The 19,240-nt window shown below is 70.7% G+C and carries 15 protein-coding genes and 2 pseudogenes; 9 read left to right on the top strand and 8 right to left on the bottom strand.

Annotated elements, in window-relative coordinates; genetic code table 11:
• The first annotated feature begins 106 nt into the window (after positions 1–106).
• Positions 107–970, top strand: coding sequence for a phosphatidylinositol-specific phospholipase C/glycerophosphodiester phosphodiesterase family protein (locus tag ACIQ1J_RS16325; protein WP_403557352.1), 864 nt, complete (start codon positions 107–109; stop codon positions 968–970).
• Positions 971–1,087: 117 nt separating this feature from the next.
• Positions 1,088–1,282, top strand: coding sequence for a hypothetical protein (locus ACIQ1J_RS16330; protein ID WP_121750342.1), 195 nt, complete (start codon positions 1,088–1,090; stop codon positions 1,280–1,282).
• Between the two features lie 69 nt (positions 1,283–1,351).
• Here ACIQ1J_RS16330 and ACIQ1J_RS16335 read toward each other — a convergent pair whose 3' ends face one another.
• Positions 1,352–1,720, bottom strand: coding sequence for a DUF779 domain-containing protein (locus ACIQ1J_RS16335; RefSeq protein WP_403557353.1), 369 nt, complete (start codon positions 1,718–1,720; stop codon positions 1,352–1,354).
• A gap of 127 nt (positions 1,721–1,847) precedes the next feature.
• Here ACIQ1J_RS16335 and ACIQ1J_RS16340 point away from each other — a divergent pair, with 127 nt between their 5' ends.
• Positions 1,848–2,321, top strand: a complete 474-nt coding sequence (locus tag ACIQ1J_RS16340; protein ID WP_403557354.1) for a MarR family winged helix-turn-helix transcriptional regulator — start codon at positions 1,848–1,850, stop codon at positions 2,319–2,321.
• Positions 2,322–2,444: 123 nt separating this feature from the next.
• Entirely contained in the window at positions 2,445–4,046 is a 1,602-nt protein-coding gene (locus ACIQ1J_RS16345) for an MFS transporter (protein ID WP_403557355.1), read from the top strand.
• Positions 4,047–4,097: 51 nt separating this feature from the next.
• Here ACIQ1J_RS16345 and ACIQ1J_RS16350 read toward each other — a convergent pair whose 3' ends face one another.
• The 7 genes and pseudogenes from ACIQ1J_RS16350 to ACIQ1J_RS16380 form a co-directional block, all read right to left on the bottom strand.
• Positions 4,098–4,487: a luciferase family protein gene (locus tag ACIQ1J_RS16350; protein WP_403557356.1), complete on the bottom strand. Its 390-nt coding sequence runs from the start codon at positions 4,485–4,487 to the stop codon at positions 4,098–4,100.
• 135 nt (positions 4,488–4,622) lie between these two features.
• Positions 4,623–5,720 carry a lytic polysaccharide monooxygenase gene (locus tag ACIQ1J_RS16355; protein ID WP_403557357.1) on the bottom strand — a complete coding sequence of 366 codons (1,098 nt, stop codon included), beginning with the start codon at positions 5,718–5,720 and terminating at the stop codon, positions 4,623–4,625.
• A 152-nt stretch (positions 5,721–5,872) separates the two neighbouring features.
• Positions 5,873–7,009 (bottom strand): cellulose binding domain-containing protein, encoded by a 1,137-nt coding sequence (locus ACIQ1J_RS16360; RefSeq protein WP_403557358.1) that lies wholly within the window; start codon positions 7,007–7,009, stop codon positions 5,873–5,875.
• A 224-nt stretch (positions 7,010–7,233) separates the two neighbouring features.
• Positions 7,234–8,271: a LacI family DNA-binding transcriptional regulator gene (locus ACIQ1J_RS16365; protein ID WP_403557359.1), complete on the bottom strand. Its 1,038-nt coding sequence runs from the start codon at positions 8,269–8,271 to the stop codon at positions 7,234–7,236.
• Between the two features lie 110 nt (positions 8,272–8,381).
• Positions 8,382–9,569, bottom strand: a pseudogene (locus tag ACIQ1J_RS16370) (AAA family ATPase); the annotation flags it as partial.
• Positions 9,570–9,755: 186 nt separating this feature from the next.
• A complete protein-coding gene (locus ACIQ1J_RS16375) occupies positions 9,756–10,856 on the bottom strand; it encodes a MerR family transcriptional regulator (protein WP_403557360.1) in 1,101 nt (366 codons plus the stop codon).
• Positions 10,857–11,296: 440 nt separating this feature from the next.
• Positions 11,297–12,289 carry a LacI family DNA-binding transcriptional regulator gene (locus ACIQ1J_RS16380; protein WP_403557361.1) on the bottom strand — a complete coding sequence of 331 codons (993 nt, stop codon included), beginning with the start codon at positions 12,287–12,289 and terminating at the stop codon, positions 11,297–11,299.
• 262 nt (positions 12,290–12,551) lie between these two features.
• Here ACIQ1J_RS16380 and ACIQ1J_RS16385 point away from each other — a divergent pair, with 262 nt between their 5' ends.
• From ACIQ1J_RS16385 to ACIQ1J_RS16405, 5 genes and pseudogenes are all read left to right on the top strand, one after another.
• Positions 12,552–13,478 (top strand): carbohydrate ABC transporter permease, encoded by a 927-nt coding sequence (locus tag ACIQ1J_RS16385; protein WP_403557362.1) that lies wholly within the window; start codon positions 12,552–12,554, stop codon positions 13,476–13,478.
• 5 nt (positions 13,479–13,483) lie between these two features.
• A complete protein-coding gene (locus tag ACIQ1J_RS16390) occupies positions 13,484–14,428 on the top strand; it encodes a carbohydrate ABC transporter permease (RefSeq protein ID WP_403557363.1) in 945 nt (314 codons plus the stop codon).
• Between the two features lie 88 nt (positions 14,429–14,516).
• Positions 14,517–15,851, top strand: a complete 1,335-nt coding sequence (locus ACIQ1J_RS16395; RefSeq protein ID WP_403557364.1) for an ABC transporter substrate-binding protein — start codon at positions 14,517–14,519, stop codon at positions 15,849–15,851.
• 53 nt (positions 15,852–15,904) lie between these two features.
• The gene (locus tag ACIQ1J_RS16400) at positions 15,905–17,956 is read left to right on the top strand and encodes a beta-galactosidase (protein ID WP_403557365.1); all 2,052 of its coding nucleotides are present in this window, start codon (positions 15,905–15,907) and stop codon (positions 17,954–17,956) included.
• Positions 17,957–18,204: 248 nt separating this feature from the next.
• Positions 18,205–18,282 (top strand): annotated as a pseudogene (locus ACIQ1J_RS16405) (DNA-binding response regulator); the annotation flags it as partial.
• Positions 18,283–19,240 lie beyond the last annotated feature (958 nt).

Raw genomic sequence — 19,240 nt, forward strand, 5'->3', positions numbered from 1 at the left:
ACCACCGGCGGCGCGTCGGCCAACTCCGCGCACGGCTCTGCTTCCTGGCGGCCTCCGGACCGCATACTCACAGGCGTCCCGTACGGCACTTCCAGGGAGGCAGAGCATGGCCCTCACCACCCGGCGCAGAGCCCTCACCACATTCGGCGCAGCCCTCGCGGGCGCGGTGGCCCTGCCCGCCGGCGCCGCGCTGGCGAGCGAAGGCAGGCACGGGCCGCGCCCGTTGTGGCGCGCCCACGCGCACAACGACTACGAGCACCCCCGCCCCCTCCTCGACGCCCTCGACCACCGCTTCGGCAGCGTCGAGGCCGACGTCCACCTGGTCGGCGGCCAACTCCTCGTCGCCCACGACCCCGAGGACCTCGATCCGTCCCGCACCCTGGAATCCCTCTACCTCGACCCCCTCGCCGCCCGCGTCCGCGCCCACCACGGCCGGGTGTACCGGCGGGACCGCAGCGCCCTGCAACTCCTGATCGACATCAAGACCGAGGGATCGTCGACGTACCTCGAACTCGACCGCCGTCTGCGCCGCTACAAGCACCTGTTCACCACCTACGCCCACGGACGGGTGTTCCCCGGCGCGGTCACCGCGGTGATCTCCGGCGACCGGGCGGCCCGTGTGCCCATGGAGGCCCAGCGCACCCGCCGCGCCTTCTACGACGGCCGTCTCACCGACCTCGGCAGCTCCGCACCGGCCTCCTTCGTCCCGCTGATCAGCGACAACTGGACGCTCAACTTCACCTGGCGGGGTGTCGGCGCGTTCCCGGCGGCCGAGCGGCGCAGACTGCGGGGCATCGTCGAGGCGGCGCACTCCCGCGGACAGCGGGTGCGGTTCTGGGCCACGCCCGACATCGCGGGCCCCGCACGGGACGCCGTATGGGCCGAACTGCTCGCCGCCGGCGTCGACCACCTCAACACCGACGACCTCGCCGGTCTCGAGGCGTTCCTCGACGCCCACCGGGACGCGTAGGGCCTCGCCGGGAAACACCACTCGTTCGGAGGACAGGTCAGCCGCCCGGACGAACCCTCCGCTACGCCACACTTACGGCCGAACGCCGCGAAGTGGACGTGGCGGAGGAGGTTGACGATGGCCATTTCCATCTCTGTGGTGCTGTTGCTGTCCGTCCTGGCGGTGATCTTCCTGCGCAACGGCGGGCTGAAGGTGTCGCACGCACTGGTGTGCCTGCTGCTCGGCTTCTATCTGGCGAGCACGAGCATCGCCCCGACCATCAGCAGCGGACTGACCGCGACGGCGGACATCGTGGGCAGCCTCAGGCCGTAGACGCAGACGCAGACGCAGACGTGGACCGTGCCGCGGGGCGTGCCGCGGGGCGTGTCGCGGGGCGTACGGCTAGGCGCCCACGATCCGTGAGCGGATGAGGAAACGCACCCCCTCGGGCGCCTCCAGCGAGAAACCGCTGCCCCGGCCCGCGACGACGTCCACGATCAACCGGGTGTGGCGCCACAGCTCGTACTGGCTGCGCGACATCCAGAACTCCACCGGCTCCTCGACGCCGTCGACGACCAGTTCGCCGAGCAGGACGTCCGCGCCGCCGGTGCGGAACTCGCCGGCCGGGTAACACATGGGCGCGCTGCCGTCGCAGCAGCCGCCGGACTGGTGGAACATCAGCGGGCCGTGCGCCTCGCGGAGCCGCCGCAGCAGTACGGCGGCCTCGGAGGTCAGCTCGACGCGGGGGATCTCCTCGTATGTGTCGCCCATGGGGCGCATCCCAGCACGGGGAAGGTTGCGAGTGCGTTGCGGGGGGTGCGGGGGTCTGCTGATCCGGGTGCCGGTGCCGGCTTTTACTCTTTTGACATACCTATTTACAAGTACCTATTATCTTCGGATGACCGACTCCAGCGCCCCTCGCCGGGACATCGACCGTCTGGCCTCCGGCCTCGCGGCGTGCCTTCCCGCGCTGCACCGGGCGCTGGACCGGCAGGTCGCCGCCCAGTACCCGCACCCCAAGCCCCCGGAGGGCCGGCTCGCGCTGCTGCGGTTCGTCGCCCAGCGCGAGGGTGCCACGGTGCGCGAGGCCGCCGAGGCCCTGCTGATGAAGCCGAACAACGTCAGCGCCCTGGTCTCCCAGCTCACCGAGCAGGGCGACCTGGAGCGCAGGCGGGACAGCGCCGACAAGCGGGTCGCCCACCTCCACCTCACGGCCATGGCCCGTGAGCGGCTGTCCGAGGTGCGGGAACTGGAGACCGCGTTCGTCCGCCAGGCCCTGACCTCCCTCACCGAGGGCCAGCAGGGCGCGCTCGGCTCCGCCCTGGACGCCCTCGACGCGCTGACGCGGCACCTCCGCCCCGCCACCCCCTGACCGGGCGGACAGCAGGCATTTCCGCCGGCCCCGGGCACGTCGTGCCCGAGGCCGGCCCGCCGTGCGCCCGTGGGCCGCCCCGCCCCCGCACCTCCCCCTGAATCTGGAAGAAAAGGCTCATCCATGCCGTCCACGTCCGTGGATCACTCCACCATGCCCGCGGCCGAGACCGCGCCACCGGCGGCCGGCCGCCGCCGGGCCAAGCGGTCCAATCCGTGGCTGACCCTCCTCGCCGTCGCGTTCGGACTGTTCATGGTCCAGCTCGACGGCTCCGTCGTCGCCATAGCCAACCCCGCGATCGGCAGCGACCTGCACGCGTCGACCGCCGAGCTGCAGTGGGTGACCAACTCCTACCTGCTCGCGCTCGCCGCCACCCTCATCCTGGGCGGCAAGCTCGGTGACCGGTTCGGCCGGCGCACCTACTACCTCGTGGGAGTCGCCGGCTTCACCCTCGCCTCGGTCGCCATCGGCCTGTCCTCCTCGATCGAGGGCGTGGTCGCCTTCCGCGCCCTCCAGGGCGTCTTCGGCGGGCTGCTGATGCCCAACACCCTCGGCCTGCTCCGCTCCGTGTTCCCGCCGAAGAAGTTCGGCATGGCGGTGGGCATCTGGGCCATGGTCTCCGCGGTCGCGACCGCCCTCGGGCCCATCGTCGGCGGCCTCCTCGTGGAGCACGTCGACTGGGAGTCCGTCTTCTACATCAACGCCCCCATCGGCGTCCTCGCCATCGCCTTCGGCATCCTCGTCCTCCCGGAGAGCCGCAACGCCGGCGGCCGGGAACGCTTCGACATCCCCGGCCTCGTCCTGCTCGCCCTCGGCCTGCTGGCCGTGGTCTTCGGCGTCGTCAAGGGCGAGACCTGGGGCTGGACCTCCGCCGGCACCCTGGGCGCCATGGCCGCCGGGCTGGTGCTGCTGCTCGTGTTCGGCTGGTACGAGACCCGCGTCGAGCACCCGCTGCTGCCGATGCGCCTGTTCCGCAGCCGAGCGCTGACCATCGGCGCGATCATCACCGCGCTGAACTTCTTCGTCATGCTCGGCGTGATCTTCTTCGTCATGCTCTACCTGCAGAACGTGCGCGGCTTCACGCCGGTCGAGGCGGGCGTGCGGACGCTTCCGCTCAGCCTCGCCTCGCTGGTCGCCTCCCCGCTGGGCGCGGCCCTGACCCAGCGCTACGGGCCCCGGCTGACGATGCCGCTGGGCATGCTGCTCCAGGCGGCCTCCTGCTTCGGCATGCTCACCTGGCAGACCGACTCCTCCTACGCCACGATGTGGCCGCCGTTCATCGCGCTCGGCCTCGGCGTCGGCATGGTGATGTCCGCCTCCTCCGACGCGATCGTCGGCAACGCCCCCGTCCGGGACGGCGGTGTGGCCGGTGGTCTGCAGGCGACGACCCTGCAGATCGGCGGCGCGCTCGGTACGTCCGTGCTGGTCTCCCTGATCAGCGGCAAGGTCGGCGCCACCCTCGTCGGGGAGTTGACCGGCGCGGGCGTGCCCTCGGCCATGGCCCACGGTCTGCAGGAGGCCAAGGACGCCGTGGCGATGGGCGTGGCGCCCGTCACCGGCGACATGCCGGCCGGCCTGCGGGCCGCCGTGGTGGAGGGCAGCGGACAGGCCTTCATGAACGGCGTCCACGTGGCCGCGATCGTCACCGGTGTCCTCTGCGTGCTCGGCGCGATCCTCGCCTCGACCGGTATCAGGCGCGGCGCGGAGCAGCCGGCGGACCACTGAGGCCGTGAGCAGCGGTGCCCATCCGGCGCGGGGCACCGCCGCCGGCGTCGCTCAGAGGTCGCCGACCGCGGAGCGGGGGAGCACCGTCACACGGTGGAAGTTGCACTTCGAGGGCAGGTCCGACGGAGGCCGCGTCTGATGCGCTTTCAGCGCGATGCTCACCAGGCTCAGCAGCAGGTCGACGTCCGCGTCGCAGTCCAGGTGCACGGTCACCCACCGGGAGCCCGGGACCATGCGGATGGCACTGGAGCCGCCGAGGTCGTAACGGAAACGCTGGATGGCCCGGTGGGTGAGGTGGAGGTCCACGTCCCGGTCCGAGTGGAAGTGGACGATCTCGTCGCGGACGGAGTACAGCGCCCGTCCGGTTCCGCAACTGGTCGGACCTGCTGTGAGGTCGCGCCAGGCTTGCAGTCGTTCAAAGGCGCGCTGGGCCAGAGTCATGGCCCCATCGTCGCCCGATCACCGCGCCGCAACCAGAGGTTGAGCGATTTGTAACCGGCACGTGAGGTCGGAGCACGCCCCGGGAGACCCGGGGGAGGCACCGCGCCCGGTCGCGCGGCGCCTCCCCCGGTCGCGCTACGGCGCTACGCAGCCGATCGACCCCACGGGGAAGTCGTTGCCCGTGGACGTGGCCGTGAAGCCGAAGGACACGCTGCCGTCCGGCGGAATGACGCGGTTGTGGTCCACGTTCCGGACCGTGACCGTGCCATCCGTGCCGCTGGACAGCGAGCCGTTCCACACACTGCTGAGCGTGGTCCCGTTGCCCGGCCGCCACTTCACGGCCCAGCCGTTCAGCGGCTCGGTCCCGTGGTTCATCACCTCGACGGAGCCCTGGAAGCCGCCGCCCCAGGAGTTCTGCACGTTGTAGACGGCCATGCAGGAACCGGAGTGCGTGGGCGGCGGGGTGGTGGGCGGCTCGGTCGTCGGAGGCTGGCTCGGCGTCGGGGTGCCGCCCGAGTCACCGATCCCGGTCACCTCGCCGTTGCCTCCGTCGAAGACGACGTCCGAGCAGGAGAAGAAGTTCTCCTGGCTGTCCGAACGCACCCACTGCATGAAGATCAGCGCGTCACCGGAGCGACCCGACGGCAGTGCCAGATCCCAGTAGTAGTGGCCTCCGTCGGCACCCGCCGAGCCCCGCTGGGGAGGGTCGGTCACCGTCTCGATCAGCTCCAGGTCGTCCCAGCCCAGCTCGGACGTGGGCGACCAGCCCGGCTTGGTCAAGTAGACCCGGAAGTCACCCGGGTGGGCCGCCCAGTTGCTGTAGTTCACCTGGATCGTCGAGCCGGACGTCAGATGCGTCCGGGGCCAGTCGGCCCGGGCGGCGTTGTAGGCGGAGAAGTCGTACGGTGACCGGTCGCCGGCGCTGCACAGCGTGCCGTCCGGCACATAACCGGCGCCGCGCCCGCCCGCGTTGGAGTCGAGTACGGCGAACCAGTTGTACATAGCCGTCGCGCCGCTCTGGTCGAGGGCGTTCTGACAGGCCGGGTTCGTCGGGTCCAGGGCGCCGGTGCCGGTCTTGGCGTCCAACTGGCACAGATAGGTGCGTGAGCCCGGCATCATCGCCACGCCGTGCGCGTCGGCCCGCCCCTGCCCGAGCAGGAAGGTCACGCCGAGCGCGCCGAGCAGGGTGGCCAGTACCGCCGCGAGAGAGATGTATCTGCTGCGTCGAGCCATAGGGGGTCTCCTGTTTCCGGGTGCTGGGTCTTCCGGTCGTCCGGGTCTACGGGACAGTCATGATCAGCTCATGACAATCATGGAACCCTCGCCCGTCCGGGGAGTGCGGGTCGACCGGACGGGCGAGGGGGGTCGTGGACCGTGCGCGGCGGCTAAGCCGTCGTGCAGGGCGAGTCGTTCAGGCGGAAGCCGTCCGGCTCGGTGAACGAGCCGCTGTACGCGCCCTGGAAGCCGAACGTCAGGCTGCCGCCCGGAGCGATCCGGGCGTTGTGCACCATGCCGGTCGCCGTGACCGTGCCGGTGGACGGGGTGACGGAGGCGTTCCAGGCGTTGGTGATCCGCTGGCCGGAGGGCAGGGCGAAGGCGAGCTGCCAGCCGTCGACGGGGGCTGTGCCGGTGTTGGTGACGGTGACGTCCGCGGTGAAGCCGTTCTGCCAGACGTTCGTGCCGTACGCCACCTCGCACGCGGTCGGGTCGCCGGGGCCGGGGTCGGGGTTGCCCGGCGTGTCGCCGGTCTCGACGGTGGACGAGAAGGAGTTGACGGTCAGTCCGGCGCCCCTCTGCCACGGCTCGAAGCCCGCCTGAACGCTCGTCAGGTACCAATCGTTCTCGGCGAGTCCGCGTGCGACAGTCGCCCGGACGAAGTCCATGACGTCGAAGCTCCAGTCGGTGACGGCCGAGGGGGCGACGAAGGACAGCACGTCATTGGAACCGTTGCTGCCGGTCCACACCTCCCAGTTCCGTCCGCCCACCGCGGCCGTGCCGACCTGGGAACCGATGGGCTGGATCGGGCCCACCCTGTTGAACCAGATCATGATCTCGGTCTGGTTCACCCCGTCCGTCCGGGGAGTCGGGTCCAGCCATATGTCGTACGAGGCGTTGTAGACGGCGTCGCCGACAAAGCCGTACGAGATGCTCGAGGGCGCCTGGGCGATGGTGTCGAGCCGGGCGGGCAGATTGGTGCCCGGCGAACAGTTCGTGTAGTGACAGCCGTTGAAGACCGACGGGTACGACTTCGGGGCCCCGTTGGTGGGTACCGAGCCGTCGGCCTGGGTGACCCGGAAGCCGGTGTCGGTGGCGGTGACGCACTGGGTGGCGCTGGAGCCCCAGCGGTTGTTCTGGACGACGTACCGACCCTGGATCGTCGTCGTCCCGAACGGTTCGCAGATCGTGGTGTCCGCCTGGGCCGGCGCCGCCGCGGTCATGAGTGACGCGACGACCGCGAAGGTCGCGAGCAACGCGCCTAAGAGGCCGCGCGGGGTGCGGACTTGGGGCCGTAACGGTCTCATGGGGGCCTCTCCGGGTGGGTGCGGGGGCAGGGAGGGGCCGGTGCGGGAGCGCTCCCAACTCCCCACTGTTGGGAGCGCTCCCACTTACCGGTTGCGGGTGACTGTAGAAGCGGTTCATGTTCCTGACAAGGCTGTGCGCGCGGGAGTTGTCGAAGGAATCTCGAACTCCCAGGTGGGAGACGTCAGGCCGGGAGCGCTCCCGGCGGTCACCTCGGCCGGGTCGATCAGGCGGAGTCCCGGAGTACCAGTTCCGTGCGGAGGATGACGTGCCGCCAGGCGACGGGGGAGTCCTCCGGCGAGTCCTCCATCTCCGCCAGCAGCAGCCGCACCATCGTCCGGCCGATCTCCTCCAGCGGCTGCCGGACCGTCGTCAGCGGCGGATCCGTGGGCCGGGCCGGCTGGAAGTCGTCGAAACCGATCACCGCGACGTCCTGCGGCACCCGCCGGCCCGCGGCGCGCAGTGCGTGCAGCGCCCCGGCGGCCATGGTGTCCGAGGCGGCGAAGACCGCGTCGAGCTTTGGGTGACGGTCGAGCAGCTCGGTCGCCGCCCGGAGCCCGCTCTCCTCCGTGAAGTCGGCACACTCGACGACCAGCGAGGACCTGACCTCGACGCCCGCCAGTTCCAGGGCCTCGCGGTATCCGCGCAACCGGCACTGGGCGACGTACATGTCGAGCGGACCGCTGATGGCCCCGATCGTGCTCCGACCGCTGTTCAGCAGGTGCGTGACCGCGCCGCGCGCGCCGCCGGCGTTGTCGGCGTCGACGTAGGTGACGCCCTCGTCGCCGGATCGCCGCCCCAGCATGACGGTGGGCAGCCCCGCCTTGGCGAGCATGTCCGGCAGCGGGTCCTCGGCGTGCACGGACATCAGCAGCACGCCGTCGACCCGGCCGCCGCGCGCGTACTCGACGAAGCGCTGCCGCTCGGTATCGGTGCGGACGAGGGTGAGCAGCAACTGCACCGGGGTGTCGGTGAGGGCGTCGCCGACCGCATGGACGACCTCGGTGAAGAACGGCTCCCCGAACAGCCGCCAGTCCGGCTCCGTCATGACCAGCGCGATGGCGTCCGCGCGGTGCCCGGCCAGGGAGCGTGCCGCGAGGTTCGGGACGTACCCCAGTTCCGCGATGGCCTGTTGCACGGCACGTCGCGTCGAGTCCCGTACGCCGACCGCGTTGTTGATGACCCTGGAGACGGTGCCCCGCCCGACACCGGCGCGGGCGGCCACCTCCTCCAGCGTCGGCGTACCGGGACGCTGCCTGCTCATGTCCGCCTCCCCCCGACGAGATCATCCGATACTACGGCGGTCTGCTCGGCTCGGCGGGCGGATCGCGAGGGCGTCGCGCGATCGACGGCGTTCGGCGGGGGGCAAGAGGGGCCCGCCAGGACCGTGCGCAGGTCCCACAGGGGCCGCCAGGTGGCCGAAACCTGCTCCGCGCGGCGCCGGACCGGGCCGTCCCAGTAACCGCGCAGCCGCGCCGCGTCGGTGGAGTCGTCCTTGCGAACCACGCCGAGGAGATACCCCAGGAGCAGCCCCAGCACGTCGCGGTCGCCAGGGAAGCAGGCCGCGGCCGATCCGAGCGCGCCCGCGACGGACACGGCTTCCGCGGTGCTCACCACGGTGGACGGCCGCCCGACCTCGCAGCCCTCCCCCGTACGGACCTCGCGCAGGTCGCGATACGCGATGACGAGGGCGTCCAGGACCGCCTCGTCGACCTGGAACGGCACGCCGGCCCGTTCGACGGAGGCCCGCGCCTGGCTGCGGACCAGCGCCGTCTCGGCGTCGAGATCCGGGATGGGACCGACCGTCTCGAAGTCGAAGCGCCGCTTGAGGGCGGCGGACATCTCGGAGACGCCCTTGTCGCGCAGGTTCGCGGTGGCGATGAGGTCGAATCCGGGTGCGGCGTGGGCCAGGGCGTCGTCGGAGCCCGAGAGTGCGGCGATGGCGATGCGTCGCTCGGAGAGCAGGGAGACCAGGGCGTCCTGCACCTCCGGCAGACAGCGGGTCACCTTCTCGACGCGGGCGATGCCGCCCCGGGGCGTCGCCGTCAGGTCCGAGGGCACGGCGCCTTCCGGCCGGGCTCCCGGGCCAGCAGCAGGGCGTGGTTCCAGCCGTACTTGAGCGGGTCCCCGGTCGTGCCCGCCGTGCCCTGCACGACCAGCCGCCGGTGCCGCACACGGCCGCCGACAACAGCTCGGACAGCATGGACTCGGCAGTACCGGGCCCGCCGACGAGCGGCAGGCCGCGTTCGCCCGCCAGGGTGACGACGCATCGCTCGACCAGTGCGCGGTCGCCGACGAACTCGCCCTTCACCACCACACGGCGCGGCACGCCCGAGGGTGCCGCGGGGCCCTCGGGCGTGCCGCGGGGCCCTCGGGCAGCCGCGGGGCCCGGTCGTCGCTGCCCATGACGAACGCGACGACGGCGACGGCCCGGGGCGTGAGCCGCCAGGCGGGCGGGCGTGGTCCGTCGTCGTACGCGGCGAGGAAGGCCGGTTCGGTGGCGCACCGATCATCGGGCGGCACGATCTGGCGGGCGGTGCCGGGAGAGCGGGCGGTGGTCATCGACGGGTCTGCCACCCTCCCGTCGTGCGGGACGACTTGGTGGTCCCCGGCTGTCGCCCGCCCCATGAGAGCCTCCCCCGCACCGCAGTGATCAAGTGCTGAAGACTCTGGGCCGGCCCGCTGACGACGCCGCGCGTGCCACCGGCCGCCCGGGGAAACCGGCGGCCGGGGGCACGCGTCCCGCCGTCAGCCGTCCAGGCGGACCGGCATCAGCAGTGAGAACGTCGTCTCGTCGTCCGTCCGGCGGATAGCGAGCGGGGCCGTGGGGGCGCCGAACTCCAGGACCAGCCGGTCCCGGCCCCCGGCGGCGAGCGCCTCCAGCAGGAAGCCGCGGTTGACGGCGACGTTGTCCGGGTCGTCGTCACCGTCCTCGCAGACGGTCACCGTACCGTCGTCGACCACCCGGAGCACGCTGAGGTCGTGCGCCGCGCCGCCCGCTTCGTGCCCCGCGCCCTCCTGCGTCCGGCCCGCGCGGACGGGACCGGACTCCAACGCCTTCCGGAAGGCGGGCACGTCGATGAGGGCACGTCGTCCGGAGGGCAGGTGGACGAGGCGGCGGTAGTCGGGGAAGTCGTGGGCTAGGCACTGCCCGGCCGCCTGACGGTCCCCGGTCTCCAGCGTCACCCGGTCACCGTCCACGGCGAAGCCGACGGGTTCGCCGCCGCTCAGCAGCGCGCGCATCGCGTCGGCGAGCGGGGCGGGCACGAGGGCCTGTGCCCCCGGCCCGCCGGGTCCGGCGGCACCCGCGCGCGAGACGGCCATCCGGTACCGGTCGGTGGCCACGAGGTGGAGCGCGTCGCCCTCCACGTCGAACAGGACCCCACCGAGCATCGGCAGTTCGGGGTCGGCGCCGACCGCGAAACGGACCGCGTCCAGTGCGGCGGCCAGCTCCGACGCGGGGACGGACAGGCGGAAGGCGGCAGCGGACGGCGAAGCGGTCATGGGGTTCTCCCTGTGGTCGAGTGTTGCTCGGAGCGTGGAGAACTCGCTGCGGGCATCGGCCAGCCCCAGTTCGAGACGGCGCAGGTGCGCCTGGAGAAGCCCGCGCACCAGATCCGTGTCCGCACCGGACCAGCCGGCCAGCACCAGCCGGATGTCCGCCAGCGGCATGCCGGCCCGCCGCAGCCGGGCCAGCAGCCGGGCCTCGTCGAGTTGTGCGGGGGCGTACCAGCGGTAGCCGCTCACCGGATCCACCCATGCGGGGACCAGCACACCGGCACGGTCGTAGAACCGCAGGGCGCTCACGCCCAGGCCGCTGTCGCGGGCCATCTCCCCAATGCTGCGCATCTCGCTCTCCACGTCCGCAACCCTGGGCCCTTGACCAGGTCGAGGGTCAATCCCGGCCTCGGCCGCGGCGGCCGCCCTGTGCCGGTGTCCGCACCGCAGCACGCCACCGTCACACGCCAACGCACGCCGTCACACGCCAACGCACGCCAACGCCGAGAACACCGCCGTACACCACCGCCGTACGCCGACCGTTCCGCAACCCTGCCCGTGAGACTCTCGTACCGAACCGCACAGTCCCTCTGCCGTTCTTGCGCCGTGCAGAAGCCCACCGCCGTCACCCTCGACTGCACCGCCGTCACCCGTCTCCACAGCCGTCACCCCCGACGCCCCCGCGGCGATACGGATGCCGCTCCTCGCCCAGGAGCGGCTCGATCTCCCGAAGACCCCGCCGACCAGGGGAAGCCGCCGGTCGTCCACGGGTCGCCGGGACCGGCGCGCCGTCATCCCTGGCGAGGCGGGGGCGCGGTGCTCTCGCGCACGACGAGCTGGGTGGGGACAAGCCGTGTGCCGTGTTCCGGCTCGCTCTGCCGCACTTGGTGCAGGACACCTTCCACGCAGCGGCGGCCGACCTCGGCGAAGTCCTGGTGCACCGTGGTGAGTGGGGGCAGGAACGAACCGGCCTCGGGAATGTCGTCGAACCCCACGACGGACACGTCCTCGGGGACCCTGCGGCCGCGCTCGTGGAGTGCGCGCAGGAGGCCGAGAGCCATCTGGTCGTTGGCGGCGAACACGGCGGTGCAGTCCTGCTGTTCTGCCAGGTGGAGTCCCGCGCGGTAACCCGACTCGGCCGACCAGTCACCGCGCACGGGGGGCGGCGGCGTACGGCCGGCGGACTCCAGCTCGGTGCGCCAGGCGTCCGTCCGGCGCTGGGCGGCGAACGATTTCTCGGGACCGGCGAGGTGCCAGACCGTGCGGTGCCCCAGTTCGAGCAGGTGGCGCACGGCGTCCCGCGTCCCGCCCGCCTGGTCGGTGTCGACCACCGTGAAGCGGTCCCCGGCATCCGAGTCCGCGACCACGACCTTCACGTGCGGCGGCAGAGACAGCCGGGCGGCGTCGAGGAGGTGGACCTCCATGATGACGATGACCGCGTCGACCGCCAGTTCACCCAGCCGGGAAAAGGCACCGCGCACCTCGTCCTGGGTGGGTACCGCGACCGGCAGGAGCGTGACCGCGTACCCCTCCTGTGCGGCCGATGTGGCGATGGCCTCCAGCGTGCGCACGTTGCCCGTCGTCGCGAGCGTGAACGTGATCACGCCGATCGTGCGGAACTCTCCGCGCTTGAGGGCGCGCGCCGCGCTGTTGGGGCGGTAGCCGAGCTCCTTCATGGCCGTGAGGACCTGTCGGCGCGTCTGTTCGTTCACGCCGGGGAAACCGTTGGAGACGCGGGAGACCGTCTGCGAGGAGACGCCCGCGAGCTGGGCGACGTCCGCCATCGACACGGTCCGCCGACGGCGCGGGGACCGGGTCGCAGGCAGCGGTGTGCCTGGTGCCGGGGAGTTCCTGCCTGTTCCGTCCACCGGTTCCTCTCCTGCTTACGCGAGCGACTCTTGACCGCCCCTACGGACGCAGTGTAGACATGCCGCCATCGAATGTTTACGTAAACATAACACCTGGTCGGAAGGTCGGCTGACCCGCCTTCGAGGTCCGGCGTTTGCGTAAACCTCGGGTTCGCCAAGGACGAACGAGGGGCGCGAGATGACGACGCTGCAATCGCCGGCGGCCACAGGGGCCCGCCCGGCCGGGCCACCGGTGCGGCGGACGCGCCGTTCCTGGACGGGATGGGGCTTCATCGGCCCGTTCGCGCTCGTGTTCGCGCTGGTCTTCCTGGCGCCACTCGCGTACTCGATCTACCTGAGCCTCTTCCGGACACAGCTCATCGGCGGGACCTCCTTCGTAGGCCTCGACAACTACGAGCAGGCTCTGCGGGACGGGCGGTTCTGGGACGGCGTGCTGCGGGTCGGCCTGTTCCTGCTGGTCCAAGTGCCGATCATGCTGGGCCTCGCCCTGCTCGTGGCGCTGGCGATCGACAGCGGCCGTCTGTTCGGCAAGGACTTCTTCCGCATCTCCGTCTTCCTGCCGTACGCGGTGCCGGCCGTCGTCGCAACCCTTATGTGGGGCTTCATGTACGGCCCGCGCTTCGGCCTGGTCGGCGACATCAACGAAGCCTTCGGCGTGCGGCTGCCCGACCCGCTGTCCTCCGACCTGATCCTGGCCTCGATCGGCAACATCGTGACCTGGGAATTCGTCGGCTACAACATGCTGATCTTCTACTCCGCGCTGCGCGTCGTCCCGCACTCGCTCTACGAGGCAGCCGAGATCGACGGCGCCGGACAGTGGCGCGTCATCACCGCGATCAAGCTCCCCGCGATCCGCGGCGCCCTCGTCATCGCCACGATCTTCTCGATCATCGGCAGCTTCCAGCTCTTCAACGAGCCCGCCATCCTCCAGAAGCTCGCGCCGAACGCGATCACCACCGACTACACCCCGAACTACTACACCTACTCGCTGTCCTTCTCCGGCCAGCAGCACAACTACTCCGCGACGGTCGCCATCGTCATGGGCGTGGTCACCATGATCGTCGCCTACGTCGTCCAGCTGCGCGGCATGCGCAAGGGAGCGTGAGCGCGATGACGATGAGCGGGACCACCGACGCACCGCGGCCCACAGCCGCACCGAAGCCGACCGCAGCCCCCCGGCTGCGCGCGCCACGCCGCCCACACAGCCCCGGCCGCCCCCGCCGCAGCATCCTGCTCACCGTGCTCACCGGTGTCATGCTGCTCTACAGCCTCGTACCGCTGCTGTGGCTGGTGATCAGCGCCACCAAGACGCAACAGGGCCTCGCCCGGTCGTTCGGTCTCTGGTTCGACGGGGACTTCGCCCTCTGGGACAACGTCACCGAGACCTTCACCTATCAGGACGGCGTCTTCGGCCGCTGGTTGCTCAACACCCTCCTGTACGTGGTCGTCGGAGCAGGCGGGGCCACCCTCCTGGCCGTCCTCGGCGGCTACGCGCTCGCCAAGTTCGACTTCCCCGGCAAACGCGCCGTGTTCGCCGTTGTCATCGGGGCCGTCGCCGTACCCACCACGGCGCTCGCCGTACCGACCTTCCTGATGTTCAGCAAGCTCGGTCTGACCGACACCCCCTGGGCCATCATCCTCCCGTCCCTGATCTCGCCGTTCGGCCTGTACCTGATGTGGGTGTTCGCCGCCGAGGCGGTCCCCACCGAGCTCATGGAGGCCGCCCGGATCGACGGGGCGAGCGAGCTGCGGGCCTTCTTCCAGGTCGCGCTGCCGCTGCTGGCGCCCGGAACCGTCACGGTGCTGCTCTTCACCACAGTCGCGACGTGGAACAACTACTTCCTGCCCCTGATCATGCTGAAGGACCCCGACTGGTACCCCCTGACTCTCGGTCTCGACGCCTGGAACAAGCAGGCCGCCACAGCCGGCGGCGAGGCCGTCTTCAATCTCGTCGTCACCGGCTCGCTGCTCACCATCGCGCCGCTCATCGCTGCCTTCCTCCTGCTTCAGAAGTACTGGCAGTCCGGTCTCGCCGCCGGAAGCGTCAAGGAGTAGTCGCCGCAAGCGTCAAGGAGAGTCACCGCAGGGCCGCTTCTGGGCCCGCACGTCCCTGCCGAACCAAACGGAACTGGAAGAAGCCACCATGCCCAAGCACTCCCGCCGCCTGCTGCGCGGCCTCGGTCTCCTCTGCGTCCTGGCGCTCGGAGCGACCGCCTGCGGCTCCGACGACGACTCCGACCAGAAGGCGGTGGGCGCCGCCGACATCCAGGCCGCCCTGAAGAAGGGTGGCAGCGTCACCGTTTGGGCGTGGGAGCCCACCCTGAAGCAGGTCGCCGCCGACTTCGAGAAGAAGTACCCGAAGGTCGACATCAACCTCGTCAACGCCGGTACCAACAACGACCAGTACAAGGCCCTGCAGAACGCGATCTCCGCCAAGAAGGGCGTCCCCGACGTCGCACAGATCGAGTACTACGCGCTCGGCCAGTACGCCCTGACCAAGGACGTCACGGACCTCAAGGCGTACGGCGCCGACAAACTGGCCGGCTCCTACTCGCCGGGACCGTGGAACGCCGTGAAGTCCGGCGACGGCATCCACGGCCTGCCGATGGACTCGGGACCGATGGCGCTCTTCTACAACAAGAAGGTCTTCGACAAGCACAAGATCGCGGTGCCGACCACCTGGGACGAGTACGTCGAGGCGGCCCGCAAGCTGCACAAGGCGGACCCGAAGGCGTACATCACGAGCGACGTCGGTGACGCCGGCCTGGCCACCAGCCTTCTGTGGCAGGCGGGATCACACCCCTACAAGGTCGACGGGACCAAGGTCGGCATCGACTTCACCGACGCCGGCGCCAAGAAGTACACCGACACCTGGCAGCAGCTCATCGACGAGAAGCTCCTCATGCCCGTCGTGGGCTGGAGCGACGACTGGTACAAGGGCCTGGGCGACGGAACCATCGCGACCCTGCCCATCGGCGCGTGGATGCCCGCGAACTTCGTGTCCGGGGTCAAGGACGGATCGGGCGACTGGCGCGTGGCCCCGCTGCCCCAGTGGACCAAGGGAGCCGGCACCAGCTCCGAGAACGGCGGCAGCTCGCTCGCGCTGCCCGGACTCGGCAAGAACAAGGAACTCGCCTACGCCTTCGTCGAGTACGCCAACGCCGGTGAGGGCGTACGGACCCGCATCGAGAACGGCGCCTTCCCGGCGACCACCAAGGACCTGAACTCCGAGGCGTTCCAGAACACCGAATTCCCCTACTTCGGCGGTCAGAAGGCCAACAAGGTCTTCGCCGAGTCCGCCAAGAACGTACCCACGGACTGGAAGTACCTGCCCTACCAGGTGTACGCCAACTCGATCTTCAACGACACCGTCGGCAAGGCCTACGTATCCGGCACGAAGCTGTCGCAGGGGCTGGCGGACTGGCAGGAAGCCTCCCTCCAGTACGGCAGCGAGCAGGGCTTCACCATCGACAAGTAGTGCGGGAGCGCCGGCAGCCTCCACTGACCAAACAGGCCCGTGAAAGGACCTCCATGACCTCCCCCCTCGCCTCCCGTTTCCCCCATCCCAAGGGCAGCGACGGCACCCGACGGCTCGGCTACGGCGCCGACTACAACCCCGAGCAGTGGCCTCGGGAGGTGTGGGCGCAGGACATACGGCTGATGCAAGAGGCCGGCGTGAACATCGTCTCTCTGGCGATCTTCTCCTGGGCCAGGATCCAGCCCACGGCCGACACCTGGGACTTCACCTGGCTCGACGAGGCGATGGACCTGCTGCACACGGCAGGCATCGGTGTCGACCTGGCCACCGCCACAGCCTCCCCGCCGCCGTGGCTCACCACCGCGCACCCCGAGATCCTGCCGGTCACCGCCACCGGTGAGACCCTGTGGCCAGGCGCGCGCCAGCACTGGCGTCCCACCTCACCGGTGTTCCGCACGCACGCACTCCGGCTCGTACGGAAACTGGCGTCGCGCTATGCCGGTCACCCCGCTCTCGTCGCCTGGCACGTCAACAACGAACTCGGGTGCCACAACGTCTACGACTACTCCGACGACGCGGCCCGCGCCTTCCGGGACTGGCTGCGCGACCGGTACACCACCCTCGAATCGCTCAACCACGCATGGGGCACCGCCTTCTGGTCCCAGCGCTACAGCGACTGGGACCAGATCCTGCCGCCACGCCTCGCGGCCTCGCACCCCAACCCCACGCAGCAACTCGACTTCAAGCGCTTCTCCTCCGACGCGCTCAAGGAGCATCTGCTGGCCGAGCGCGACGTGCTGCGGGAACTGACCCCCGACGTGCCCGTCACGACGAACTTCATGGTGATGCGCGGCACCAAGGGGATGGACTACGCGGACTGGACGGACGCAGGCGCGGTCGACTTCGTCGCGAACGACCATTACGTCATCCCCGGGCCCCAGGACCGCGACGAGCTGTCCTTCTCCGCCAACCTGACCAGCGGCATCGCGAGCCACCAGCCGTGGTTCCTGATGGAGCACTCCACGAGCGCCGTGAACTGGCAGCCGGTCAACACGCCCAAGCTGCCGGGGGAACTGGCGAGGGACTCGCTGCTGCACGTCGCGCACGGCGCCGACGCCGTCTGCTTCTTCCAGTGGCGTCAGTCCGCCGCCGGCGCCGAGAAGTACCACTCGGCCATGGTGCCGCACGCCGGCGCCGACAGCGATCTCTTCCGCTCCGTCGTGGACCTGGGCCGGGTGCTGCGGACGCTGGCGCCGCTCGCCGGGACGGAGCGCGAACCGGCACGGGTCGCCGTACTGTTCGACTGGGACTCGCGGTGGGCGAGCGAGCAGGACTCACACCCCACTACACACCTCGACTACCACCAAGAGGCCCTCGACTGGTACTCGGCGCTGCTACGACTCGGAATCCGCGCCGACGTCGTACCCGTGAACCACAGCGACCTCCCCTCCTACGACGTCGTGATCGCACCCGTCCTGCACATGGTGCCCCAGGAACTCGCCAAGGAGCTCACCCGATACGTGGAGGGCGGCGGCCACCTCGTCACCACCTACTTCTCCGGCATCGTCGACGCGAACGACCACATCTGGCTCGGTGGCTATCCCGGTGCCCTGCGCGAACTCCTCGGCCTGCGGATCGAGGAGTTCGGGCCACTGCCCGACGGCGCCACGGTGGACCTCGACAATGCCACGGCCGGCAGCCTGTGGACCGACCGGATCACCGTCACCGGCCACGACGTCGAGGTTCTCGCCCGCTACCGCACCGGCCCGTACGCGGCACTCCCCGCGGTGACGCGCCGGACGACGAGCCAGGGTTCCGCCACGTATGTCTCGACCCGCCTCGGTGTTCCGGGCCTCCTCGGGCTGCTCCCGGACCTGCTCGCCCCGGCCGGGCTCACCAGTGAGCTTCCCGAGGAAGCCCGGGGCCAGGTGGAACAGGTCGTCCGGCGTGACGCGGACAACCGCTACGTCTTCCTGGTCAACCGGAGCGACACACCGGTGACGCTGTCCGGCTTCACCGGAGACGTACTCGTCGGCGCGAAGGCCGGCGAGTCCATCGTCCTGCCGCCACGCGGAGTCGTGGTCGTCCGCCAGGCGGCACACTGACAGAGGCGGTCGCACTTGTGGGCCGTGCCGAGGCGCGTACACGGCGCCGCAAGCCGGCGCGGCCCACAGGCGGGCAGCCGTGCTCGGTGACCGTCCGCGGCCTGGCCCCGGCCCGGCCCGCCCGGCCCGACCGTGCGTCCAGGAGGCGCCCAGCTTCCTCGGCGCGTACGACACCAGCAGGTGCTTCGGCTGCTCGTGGTACGCGCTTGCCATCGCCCCGCACGTCCCTCGCGGGGAGCCGAGCCGACATGATCCGTGTCCTGTTGGCAGACGACCAGGCACTCGTGCGTGGCGCTCTCGCCACCGTGCTCCGACGTGAGCCCGACCGTTCGGATGGGTGTGACGAGTCGGCCGTGGATCGTGGATGACGCCTTGCGGGCAGCACTCGAACCACTGCTGCCGCCCAGGCCTGAGCGGTTTCCAGGGCCGAGCCGGCCGGTGACCGGTTGCGCCCGCAGGGCAGTCTGCACGTCCTGCATCAGGACATCGCGTGGCGACTGCTGCCCCCGGAAGCGGGGTTCGGTTCCGGGCCGACGTGCCGACGGCGCCTGGGCCGCCGGCGATAGTCAGGTTCTTTCGAGCGGTTGCACTGCATCTTCATCGCTCTGACGGATCCCAGCGTGTTGTGCGGCGACGAGCACCGTCGGCCGAACATCCCTCGCATAGCCGACCGGGCCGCCGACGCAGCCGCCCAGCAGCCGTGACCGCTCCCGGGCACTCGCAGGAGACCCGCACGCCGCTCCCTCCCATGGCGCGACCCGCCACCGGCCTGCCCGCCCGGTACGTGGGCGGGGGCACGGTGGTGCGCGTGCGTGCGCGCCGGCGACCACCTGTTCCGCGCCGCGATCCGGCTGTCGACACGCCCCGCCCAGTCGCATGAGACGGTGTGGCCGTGGCCCACTCCCGCAGGTCGTCGTCACCCGCACCACGACCGGGGGAACAGGGACTTGAGCCGTCGATGCTGAGGGTGAGTCCCCGATCGCGGCCATCTCGGTCGCCATGGCCGCGCAGTCGATGTCCGGGGTGAGTCCGCCCCGCTCGACCGCGCCGTGCAGGGCGCCCGTGACCTTCCCCGTGGTCACGCGCAGTGGCGGATCAGGAGCCCGTGAGCAGGGCGGCCGTCGTACCGAAACGGTGCAGGCGGCAGCGCCGGCTGATCCCGACCTGTTTGAGGTGACCGCCCACGGCGTATCCGCCCTGCCGTCCTTCGGAGCGATCTGAAGCACGCGACCGACGTCGCCTCTCCCGTGGGGCGCAGTCGCCCGGAGCTCATCAGTCCATGAC

Origin of the sequence: Streptomyces sp. NPDC097107, assembly GCF_044762405.1 — a bacterium.
Classification (GTDB): domain Bacteria; phylum Actinomycetota; class Actinomycetes; order Streptomycetales; family Streptomycetaceae; genus Streptomyces; species Streptomyces thinghirensis.